This window comes from Peterkaempfera griseoplana, from assembly GCF_001418575.1.
Classification (GTDB): domain Bacteria; phylum Actinomycetota; class Actinomycetes; order Streptomycetales; family Streptomycetaceae; genus Peterkaempfera; species Peterkaempfera griseoplana.
On record NZ_LIQR01000461.1, the window covers coordinates 1 to 10,627 of the forward strand.

Annotated in this window: 8 protein-coding genes; 3 read left to right on the top strand and 5 right to left on the bottom strand. The window is 74.1% G+C overall.

Annotation, left to right across the window (positions count from 1 at the left end; all coding sequences use genetic code 11):
• Nucleotides 1-146: 146 nt before the first annotated feature.
• The 3 genes from coaE to AOK09_RS29745 all read right to left on the bottom strand — a co-directional run bounded on the left by coaE (nucleotide 147) and on the right by AOK09_RS29745 (nucleotide 3,049).
• Nucleotides 147-752, bottom strand: coding sequence for a dephospho-CoA kinase (coaE, locus tag AOK09_RS29735; protein WP_055590332.1), 606 nt, complete (start codon nucleotides 750-752; stop codon nucleotides 147-149).
• A gap of 69 nt (nucleotides 753-821) precedes the next feature.
• Nucleotides 822-1,778 carry an NADP-dependent oxidoreductase gene (locus AOK09_RS29740; protein WP_245687538.1) on the bottom strand — a complete coding sequence of 319 codons (957 nt, stop codon included), beginning with the start codon at nucleotides 1,776-1,778 and terminating at the stop codon, nucleotides 822-824.
• 299 nt (nucleotides 1,779-2,077) lie between these two features.
• Nucleotides 2,078-3,049 carry a zinc-binding dehydrogenase gene (locus AOK09_RS29745; protein ID WP_055590333.1) on the bottom strand — a complete coding sequence of 324 codons (972 nt, stop codon included), beginning with the start codon at nucleotides 3,047-3,049 and terminating at the stop codon, nucleotides 2,078-2,080.
• 140 nt (nucleotides 3,050-3,189) lie between these two features.
• Here AOK09_RS29745 and AOK09_RS29750 point away from each other — a divergent pair, with 140 nt between their 5' ends.
• The gene (locus tag AOK09_RS29750) at nucleotides 3,190-3,768 is read left to right on the top strand and encodes a TetR/AcrR family transcriptional regulator (protein WP_055590334.1); all 579 of its coding nucleotides are present in this window, start codon (nucleotides 3,190-3,192) and stop codon (nucleotides 3,766-3,768) included.
• A 22-nt stretch (nucleotides 3,769-3,790) separates the two neighbouring features.
• On the opposite strand, the gene AOK09_RS29755 is transcribed toward AOK09_RS29750, so the two are convergent.
• Nucleotides 3,791-6,271, bottom strand: coding sequence for an MMPL family transporter (locus AOK09_RS29755; protein WP_055590335.1), 2,481 nt, complete (start codon nucleotides 6,269-6,271; stop codon nucleotides 3,791-3,793).
• A gap of 209 nt (nucleotides 6,272-6,480) precedes the next feature.
• Entirely contained in the window at nucleotides 6,481-7,968 is a 1,488-nt protein-coding gene (gene rpsA, locus AOK09_RS29760; protein WP_055590336.1) for a 30S ribosomal protein S1, read from the bottom strand.
• Nucleotides 7,969-8,410: 442 nt separating this feature from the next.
• Between rpsA and AOK09_RS29765 the strand changes: the two genes are divergently transcribed.
• Both AOK09_RS29765 and AOK09_RS29770 read left to right on the top strand, forming a co-directional pair.
• Nucleotides 8,411-9,301 (top strand): class I SAM-dependent methyltransferase, encoded by an 891-nt coding sequence (locus tag AOK09_RS29765; RefSeq protein ID WP_055590338.1) that lies wholly within the window; start codon nucleotides 8,411-8,413, stop codon nucleotides 9,299-9,301.
• Nucleotides 9,302-9,370: 69 nt separating this feature from the next.
• Nucleotides 9,371-10,627 (top strand): helicase-related protein (locus AOK09_RS29770; RefSeq protein ID WP_265736750.1); only part of this gene is annotated, 1,257 nt, incomplete at its 3' end.

The following is a 10,627-nucleotide window of genomic DNA, read 5'->3' on the forward strand; positions in this document are numbered from 1 at the left end:
AGTTACCCAACACTTTCTGAGGCGGTCGCTGCCGCTGCCCGGGGCCGGACCGGGGGTAACGCCGGGTCCGGCCTCTTAGGCCTGTTATCCGTACACCCGCCGCGCGGGCCGTCCGCGCGGCGGGCGGCGCGTCGGCCGGTGCCCGCTCAGGCGTCGGCGGCGGCCCTGGCCCGCAGCTGCTCCCACACCTCACGGACCCGGGGCTCCAGCTCGGCCAGCGCCCCGGAGTTGTCGATCACCACATCGGCCACCGCCAGCCGGTCCGCGCGGGCGGCCTGGGCAGACATCCGGGCACGGGCCTCGTCCTCGGCCATGCCGCGCAGCCGCACCAGGCGGTCCAGGCGCACCTCGTCCGGGGCGTCCACCACCACGACCAGGTCGTAGAGCGGCGCCAGCCCGTTCTCCGCGAGCAGCGGGACGTCCTGCACCACCACGTCGGCGGCCCCGGCCGCGGCCTCCAGCTCGGCCGAGCGGTCCCGTACCAGGGGATGGACGATGGCGTTGAGCGCGGCCAGCCGCGCCGGATCCGCGAAGACCACCTTGCCGAGGGCGGGCCGGTCCAGGGTGCCGTCCGGCCGCAGCACCTCCTCGCCGAACTCGGCGACCACAGCGGCCAGCCCGGGTGTGCCCGGCTCGACGACCTCGCGGGCGATCAGGTCCGCGTCGACGATCACCGCGCCCAGCGCCGCCAGCAGCCCGGACACCTCGCTCTTGCCGGCGCCGATACCGCCGGTCAGGCCCACTCTCAGCATCGGGCCAGGCTACCGCCGCGGCGGCGGGCCGGGTCGGGCGCCCGGCCCGGCCCACCGCGGCGGTTCCGGTCAGACGACGCCGAGCACCACCTTGCCCTGGGTACGGCCCGACTCCACCAACTGGTGGGCCCTGGCCGCGTCGGCGAGCGGCAGCACGCTCTCGACCTCGGGCCGCAACCGCCCCGACTCCACCAGCGCCGTCAGCTCCAGCAGCCCCCGCTGGTCGGGCTCGACCAGGAACGAGGTCATCCGAAGACCCCGCTCCCGGGCCTCCTCGGCCACGGTGGGGTCGCCGCCGGAGGGGACCGCGACCAGCAGCCCGCCGGGGCGCAGCGTCCGCAGGGACCGCCGCAGATGGTCCGCGTCGCCGATGTTGTCCATCACCACGTCGACCTCCCGCACGACCTCCTCGAAGGCCACCGCGGTGTAGTCCACGGTCTCGTCGGCGCCCAGCGACCGCAGGAAGTCGTGCTTGGCCGCGCGGGCGGTACCGATCACATGGGCCCCCCGCGCCTTGGCGATCTGCACCGCCAGATGCCCCACCCCGCCGGCCGCCGCATGGATCAGCACCCGCTGTCCCGCGGTCACCCCGGCGGTGTCGACCAGCACCTGCCAGGCGGTGAGGCCCGCCAGCGGCAACGCCGCCGCCTCGGCGTGGGTGAGTCCCGCGGGCTTGCGGGCGAAGTGCCGGGACGGAGCGGTCACATACTCGGCGAAGGCCCGGGCGGGGCGCGGGAACCAGGGCATCCCGAAGACCTCGTCGCCGGGCTTCAGGGTGGTGACGCCGAAGCCGGCCTCCTCCACCACGCCGGAGACGTCCCACCCCAGCACAAGGGGCGGGTCGCCCTGCAGGCCGGCCATGCCCTTGCCGGCGCGGGTCTTGGCGTCCACCGGGTTGACCCCGGCCGCGTGGACCCGCACCAGCACCTCGGTGGGGATCGGCGACGGACGGTCCACCTCGGCCGTCCGCAGCACCTCGGGGCCGCCGAAGTCGTCCTGGACGACGGCCCGCATGCGCGCGTTCATTGCTCTGCTCCCTGTCGTACGGCGTGATCCTCCGGGTCCCGCCCTTCTCCGCGGGTGCCCCGGACGGCGGACGACACACCGGTACGCCGCCCGGGGGCGGCCACGGCTGCCGGCCACGACCGCCCGGGTGCGAGGGGACCCCTCCTCGCACCGCATCCTCCCTCAGCGTGCGGCACCTGCGGCAGCCGCCTCCGCCGTACGCCCCCCGTTCGCCGGTATGCCGCTCCGGGGGCTGCCCGGCCGGGCAGTCCGCGGCCGGGCGACCGGCGGCGGGCAGGGTCGCGCCGGACCGGGAGCGCTCAGGGGGTGAGCAGCACCGCCCCGGCGCTGCGGCGCTGCTCCAGACGGTGGTGCGCGGCCGCCGCCCGCTCCAGCGGGAAGGCACGGTCGACCACGGGGACCAGCCGGCCCGCGGCGGCCTGAGCGAGCGCCCGCTCGCTGCGCGCCCGCTGCACCCCGGCGGGCTGCCGAAAGGCGAGGGTCAGCGGCCTGCTCCCGGTGACGCCGCGACCGGCCAGTTCCCCGGATCCCACGTCGGTCCAGCTCCCGGAGGTGAAGCCGTACACCCCCAGCCGTCCGGTGCCCCCGGCGGCGGCAAGCGCGGCCTGACGCCCGAGTTCCCCACCGATGGCGTCCAGGACGACGTCCGCCCCCCGGCCGCCGGTCGCGGCCCGCACCCGCTCCACCCAGTCGGGGCTGTCGTAGTCGACGGCGGCGGCCGCGCCCAGCCGCAGCGCCAGGTCGAGCTTCGCCGCGCCCCGGGCGGCGGCCACCACCCGCGCCCCGGCCGCCGCGGCGAGCTGGACCAGCAGCGATCCGATCCGGCCGGCCGCGGCGGTGACCAGCACGGTGTCACCCGGCCCGACCTCCATCACCTCCAGCAGGCCCAGCGCCACGGCCCCGGCCTGGAAGACCGCCAGGGCCTGCTCCACCGGGAGACCCCGGGGTACGGCGAACACCTGCCCGCTCCCGGCGACCGCCCGCTCCGCATAGCCGCCGCTGCGGTCGGCGGTGGCGGCGACGACCAACTGCCCCAGCAGGGCCGGATCGGCGTCCGGCCCCACCTCCACCACCCGGCCGCCGACCTCCAGGCCGGGCACATAGGGCACCGGGAAGGGATGCCGCCCCGACCGTACGACGATGTCGCCGAAGACCACCCCCGCGGCCTCCACCGCCACCACCACCTGGTCGGCGACGGCCTCCGGCGCCTCGGCCTCCTCCAGTCGCAGCACCTCGGGCGGACCGAACTCATGGACCCGGACGACGCGCATCGGCATGCTCCCTCTGTCGGGCTGCGGGACACTGTGTCCCAAGCCGGTCATGCTGTCCGCAGCAGAGTCTTCCGACCGGCCGCGACGGCCACAAGGAACAGACCGGCGGCGGTGTCCCGGTCGGGACAAGGGGGCGGGACATGACTCGGCCGGGCGAGAACCTCAGGGTGCGGCGCACCCAGACGCTGCTGCGCGGGGCGCTGGTCGAGCTCATCGAGGAGCGCGGCTTCGACAAGGTCACCGTCGGGCAGGTCACCGAGCGGGCCATGGTCAGCCGCGCGTCCTTCTACCGCAACTACCGCGACAAGTACCACCTGGTGGAGCAGATCTTCGACGAGGCGATGGCGGAGCTGCTGGACGCCGCCGACGGCTCCCGGTCGCCGCTGGAGCGCTGGGTGGGGTTCTTCGAGCACATCGACGCCTGCCACCGCTTCTACGGCGCGCTGCTCGGCAGGAAGGGCAGCCCGTGGTTCGCCGACCGGATGCGCACCGCACTGGCCTCGATGGTGACCACGCATCTGGAGGTGCCCGAGGACGGGGCCGCCGCGCCCGGGCCCGCACTGGTGCCCGCGGTCCTGGCGGCGGTCCTGCTGCAGTCCGTCACCTGGTGGCTGGAGAACGGCCGGCCCCTGCCGCCCCGGGAGATCGCCACCCGCTCCGCGCGGCTGGCCGGAGCGCTGATCGCCGAGGCCAACGGCTGGACCGCGCCGCCCCGCTGAGCCCCGGCGGCCGCTGCCCGGATCAGGGTTTGGCCGTGGCCGCCCCGGGCAGCCGGGGGTGCGGCAGCCGGGCCGCGAGCTGCGGGGGCAGCTGCGGAAGGGCGGGCAGCTGCGGCAGGTGCGGGCGCAGCGAGGGCAACGGCGGCAGCACCACGTGCTCACGCAGGCCCACCCGGCCGTGCAGCCACTTCAGCGGACGCGGCGCCCACCAGTTGAAGTCGCCGAAGAGGCTCATCGCGGCCGGCACCAGCAGGCAGCGCACCAGGGTGGCGTCCACCGCGACGGCGACCGCCAGGGCGATCCCCATCTCCTTGATCATCAGCATCTGTCCCGCCGCGAAGCCCGCGAAGACGATCACCATCAGCAGAGCGGCCGAGTTGATGATCCGCCCGCTGCGCTGCAGCCCCAGCTCCACCGCGCGGTTGCTGCTGTGGCCCTCGTCCCGCAGCTCCTTGATCCGCGACAGCAGGAAGACCTCGTAGTCCATGGAGAGGCCGAAGGCGAAGGAGAACACCAGCACCGGCACATAGCTCTCCAGGCCGCCCGCCGGATGGAAACCCAGCAGCCCGCTGAACCAGCCGTGCTGGAAGACCAGGGTGAGGGCGCCCAGCGAGCTGCCCAGCGAGAGCACGTTCATCAGCAGCGCCTTCACGGGCACCACGATCGAGCCGGTCATCAGGAAGAGCAGCAGCAGGGTGCCGGCCGCGACCAGCGCGAAGGCGATCGGGCCCCGGTGGGCGATCTCCTGCTTGAAGTCCACCACCGTGGCGGCGTCGCCGGTGACCCAGGTACGCAGCCCGTCGCGGTGGTCCCGCAGCTCCCCGACCACCGACTGCACCCGGGAGCCCTGGGGGTCCCCGGAGACCAGCACGTCGACGGTGGAGAGGTGCTCGGCGGCCTGCTGCGCCGGGCGGACCCCCGCAACGCCGGGCAGTTCGGCGATCCGTGCGGCATAGCGCTGGGCCGCGGCCTGGGGGGCGTCCACCACGACGGTGACGGGCGCGGGGACCTGCGCGGGGAAGCGGTGCTGCACGGTGTCGGCGACCGACCGGCTGGCGAAGGAGGCGGGCAGCACCTCGGCCCCGGCGGTGTGTGCGCGGGCGGTCAGGAAGGGCGCTCCGGCCGCCACCAGCAGGGCCACCGCGGCCAGCGCCACAGGCAGCGCCCGCCGCTGGACCATCCGTACGGTCCGGGCGAAGAAGCCGTCGTCGGCGACCGGCTCGGCCGGGGCCTTGATCCGGCGTCCCGCGAAACCCAGCAGGGCCGGGACCAGGGTCAGACCGGCGGCCACCGTGATCACCACCACGCTCACGCCGGCGGCGCCGACGGCCCGGAAGACGGGGCTGGAGAAGACGAGCAGTCCGGAGAGGGCCACCGCCACCGTCACCCCGGAGAAGGCCACGGTGCGACCCGCGGTGGCGCTGGTCCGCTCGACGGCCGCCGCCACCGAGGCACCCTTGCCCCGCTCCTCACGGAACCGGCTCACCATCAGCAGGGCGTAGTCGATCGACAGGCCGAGACCCAGCACGGTGGCGATCGGCAGCACGCTGGTGTCCAGCGACATCACCCGGCTGAAGCCGAAGATCGCCAGCAGGGCGCCGCCGACCGACGCCACCGCGCCGATCAGCGGCAGGCTCGCCGCGGCGAAACCACCGAAGACCAGCACCATCACCACCAGGGTGATCGGCAGGGTGACCAGTTCACCGAACCGGGTGTCGCTGGCGGTCTGCTGCTTGACCTCCTGGGAGAGCACCAGGTCACCGCCGACGGTGACCCTGCTGCCGGGCGCGGCCTGCTGGACCGAGCCCAGCCGTGCGGCGACCGCGTCCACCGCCCGGTCGCTGCTCCCGTCGGCCATCCTGACGACGACCAGGCTCGCCCTGCCGTCGGCGGCCCGCAGCGCCGAACCGGGCGCCGAGCCGGGGACGGGGCCGCTGTAGGCGTCGCTGACCGAGACCACACCGGGCAGCGCGGCCACGGAGTGCGCGGCGGCGGTGACGGCGGTGCGCACCGCCGGGTCGTCCACCCGGGGGCCGTCCACCACGGCGGTGACCGTCCCTGCGGCGGGATCGGCCGCGGCGACCAGCGCGCTGCCGCGGGCCGACTCCGAGCCGGCGGCCTGGGCCCCGGTGGCGGCGCTGTTGAAGACCCGGCCGCCGATCAGCACCCCGGTGGCCAGCACCGCGATCCAGGCCGCCAGGATCCAGCGGCGGTGGCGGTGGCAGAAGCGCCCGGTCGCGGCGAGGAGCCCGCCGCAGCGCGGCGGGGCCTCCCGGGGCGGCTCGCCCCCGGCGGCGGGCGGTGCGCTCTCCTGCGGGCACCGGGCGCCGGTGGAGGGCGCGGTGACGCCCGTGTCCGGTCGCCGGGCCTGCCTTCCGCGTCGCGGCCGGCGCAGTGAGCGCCCGCCGACGACGGCGCCGCCCGCCACGGCGGCGAGGGCGGGTATGAGCAGGAGCAGGAGGCGGCGCGGACGTGGGAACAGCCCCAGGAGGGTCAGCAGCATAAATAGGGAGACCTTGCTTCCGGGGCCGGTGAAGCCCGTCAGGTGTCGCCCTTCCAACCTAGGCGAGAACCACGAAGGTTCCCATAGTCATCCCTTTTGAGGCAGATCACATCTTTGTGATGATCTTCTTATCTCATGCTTATATACGACAGAGCCCCCAAACCGGACATCCGGTTCGGGGGCTCTGTTCGGATCAGACGATCAGGCGATCAGCTCTGGCCGCCGGCCAGCTTCTCGCGCAGCGCGGCAAGCGCCTCGTCCGAGGCGAGAGCGCCGGAGCCCTCGTCGCTGGAGGACGAGTAGGAACCGCCGGCGGCAGCGGCGACAGCCTCGCCACCCTCGGCAGCAGCCTCGGCATCGGCCTCGCGGCTCTTGATGACCTGGGCCTGGTGCTGCTCGAAGCGGGACTGCGCCTCGGCGTACTGGCGCTCCCACTCCTCCCGCTGCTTCTCGTAGCCGGGCAGCCAGTCGTTGGCCTCCGGGTCGAAGCCCTCGGGGTAGATGTAGTTGCCCTGGTCGTCGTAGGACGCGGCCATGCCGTACAGGGTCGGGTCGAACTCGACCGACGCCGGGTCGGCACCGAAGGACTCGTTGGCCTGCTTCAGCGAGAGGCTGATGCGGCGGCGCTCGAGGTCGATGTCGATGACCTTGACGAAGATCTCGTCGCCGACCTGGACGACCTGCTCCGGGATCTCCACGTGGCGCTCGGCCAGCTCGGAGATGTGGACCAGGCCCTCGATGCCCTCGTCCACGCGGACGAACGCACCGAACGGAACCAGCTTGGTGACCTTACCCGGGACGACCTGACCGATCTGGTGGGTCCGGGCGAACTGCTGCCACGGGTCCTCCTGGGTCGCCTTCAGCGACAGGGAGACGCGCTCGCGGTCCATGTCCACGTCGAGAACCTCGACGGTGACCTCCTGGCCGACCTCGACAACCTCGGACGGGTGGTCGATGTGCTTCCAGGACAGCTCGGAGACGTGCACCAGGCCGTCGACGCCACCCAGGTCCACGAAGGCACCGAAGTTGACGATCGAGGAGACGACGCCGGAGCGCACCTGGCCCTTCTGCAGGGTGGTGAGGAAGGTCTGGCGGACCTCGCTCTGGGTCTGCTCCAGCCAGGCACGGCGGGAAAGGACCACGTTGTTGCGGTTCTTGTCCAGCTCGATGATCTTGGCCTCGAGCTCCTTGCCCACGTAGGGCTGGAGGTCGCGGACGCGGCGCATCTCCACCAGAGAGGCCGGGAGGAAGCCGCGGAGGCCGATGTCGAGGATGAGACCACCCTTGACGACCTCGATGACGGTACCGGTGACGATGCCGTCCTCTTCCTTGATCTTCTCGATGGTGCCCCAAGCACGCTCGTACTGGGCACGCTTCTTCGAGAGGATCAGGCGCCCCTCCTTGTCCTCCTTCTGGAGGACCAGGGCCTCGATGTTGTCGCCCACGGCGACGACCTCGTGCGGGTCGACATCGTGCTTGATCGACAGCTCTCGGGACGGGATGACGCCCTCGGTCTTGTAACCGATGTCGAGCAGGACCTCGTCCCGGTCGACCTTCACGATGACGCCGTCGACGATGTCGCCGTCGTTGAAGTACTTGATCGTCTCGTCGATCGCGGCGAGGAAGTCTTCCTCGGAACCGATGTCGTTGACCGCCACCTGCGGGGTGGTGCGGGAAGAGTCGGTGCTGCTCGTCATTAGGAAAAGGGCTCCGGTACGGACATGAAGTCGTAGGTACTGCAACGCGGAGGGCCCGTATCGCTCCTACCGAGGGCCGGACAGCCAAGAGGAGGAGTACCGGATCCTCCTGCGTATGCAGGACCGGCACCCCGACTTGCGACCGTGGGGTCATCGACAGATGCGAGCGCGACCTGCTCCGTCCGAGGCGCGCAGGCCCGCAGCGCAACTTGTAGCATACGGGGACAGCCAGGCACGGTCAACGCCGGATGGCGCAGGTTGGCCGAGGCCGTGATGGATCAGGCCATATCCTCCATTTGCCGCACCTCCGACCGTCTGACGGGTCGGAGACGGCAGCCGCAGTGGCCCGCTCCCCGGATGCCGCCGCCGGCCCTGCTCGGAAACCGAGCCGGACCGGAAACAGTGGCGCTTTCCGCACCCCCAACCCTACGCGATGGGCAGGATGACGCACCCGACCACCCCCGCCAAGAAGCCGTTCGAGGAAGATTTCGCCCTGCCGGGCGACGGGGACGACGGCGCTGACGCCGTACGGCGCCCCGCCGGCCCCGGCGAGAGCAGCCGCGCCAGCCGCCACTGGTGGGACCGCAACGCCGACGAGTACCAGGGCGAACACGGCGCCTTCCTCGGCGACGACCGCTTCGTCTGGGGCCCCGAGGGCCTCGACGAGGCCGACGCCCGACTGCTCGGCGACCCGGCCGCGCTCACCGGGCGGCGCGTGCTGGAGATCGGCGCCGGAGCCGCCCAGTGCTCCCGCTGGCTCGCCGGACGCGGCGCCCTGCCGGTCGCCCTGGACATCTCCTTCCGCCAGCTCCAGCACTCCCGCCGGATCGACGCCGACCACATCGCGGCGGGGCGGGCCACCGCGGCCGTCCCCGCTGTCCAGGCCGACGCAGCCGTCCTGCCCTTCGCCGACGGCTCCTTCGACCTGGCCTGCTCCGCCTACGGCGCCGTCCCCTTCAGCGCGGACAGTGCCCGGCTGATGCGCGAGGTGCACCGGGTGCTGCGGCCCGGGGGACGCTGGGTCTTCTCGGTCACCCACCCGATCCGCTGGGCCTTCCCCGACGAGCCCGGCCCCGAGGGGCTCACCGCGCTCTCCTCGTACTTCGACCGCCGCCCCTACGTCGAGCAGGACGAGCAGGGCCGCGCCGTCTACGTCGAGCACCACCGCACCCTCGGCGACCGGGTCCGCGAACTCGTCGGCGCCGGCTTCCGGCTGCTCGACCTGGTGGAACCGGAGTGGCCCGAGGGCCTGGAGCAGGAGTGGGGCGGCTGGAGCCCGCTGCGGGGACGGCTGCTGCCGGGCACGGCCGTCTTCGTCTCCGTCCGCGACTGATCCCCGCCACGGCAGAAGGCCCGGACGGCGGCCCGGAACGCCGACCGGGCCATCGGGGAGACTGGCCGCATGCCTGCGTCCGCCGCCGACCGCCCCCGCCCCGTCGACGCCGGGGTGCCGCCCTGGGCCGCACTGCCCGTGCGGCAGGCCGTACCCGGTCTGCTCGCCGCCCTGGAGGAGCGCGGGGCGGCCGTCCTCAGCGCCCCGCCGGGCACCGGCAAGACCACCCTGGTGCCCCTGGCGCTGGCCGGACTGGTGCCCGGCCTGCCGGGCGGCGGCAGCGGACGGGTGATCGTCGCGGAGCCCCGGCGGCTGGCGGTGCGGGCCGCGGCCCGGCGGATGGCCTGGCAGCTCGGCGAGACGGTGGGCGCCACGGTGGGCTCCAGCGTGCGCGGCGAACGCCGGGCCGGCCCGGACACACGGGTCGAGGTGGTCACCACGGGTGTGCTGCTGCAGCGGCTGCAGCGCGACCCGGAACTGGCCGGAGTCGACGCCGTCCTGCTCGACGAGTGCCATGAGCGCCATCTGGACGCCGACACCGCCCTGGCCTTCCTGCTGGACGTCCGGGCCGCACTCCGCCCCGGACTCCGACTGGTCGCCGCCTCCGCCACCTCCGACACCGCCGCCTGGGCACGGCTGCTCGGCGGCGACGGCGGCCCCGCCCCCGTGGTGGCCGCCCAGGGCACCGCCCACCCGGTCGAGGTGGTCTGGGCACCCCCGCCGCGGCCGGTGCAGCCGCCCCGCGGCACCCGGGTGGACCCCGCGCTGCTGGACCATGTCGCGGCGACCGTGCGCCGGGCGCTCTCCGAGTGCGCCGGCGACATGCTCTGCTTCCTGCCCGGCGTGGGCGAGATCGCCCGGGTCGCGGGCCTGCTGGGCGGACTGCGGGACGTCGAGGTGCTGCAGGTCCACGGGCAGGCGCCGCCCGAGGTCCAGGACGCGGTGCTGGCCCCCGCCGAGCGCCGCCGGGTGGTCCTGGCCACCTCGGTCGCCGAGTCCAGCCTGACGGTGCCGGGAGTGCGCGCCGTCGTCGACTGCGGACTGGCCAGGGAGCCGCGGACCGACCATGCGCGCGGGCTGAGCACCCTGGTCACCGTACGGGCCTCGCTGGCCGCCGCCCGGCAGCGCGCCGGACGGGCCGGACGCGAGGCCCCCGGCACCGTCTACCGCTGCTGGCACCAGGCCGAGGACGCCCGCGCGGCCGCCTATCCGGCGCCTGAGATCGCCCTCGCCGACCTCACCCCGTTCGCCCTGCAGGCCGCCTGCTGGGGCGATCCCGCCGCCACCGGGCTGGCCCTGCCCGACCCGCCGCCCGCCGGGGCGCTG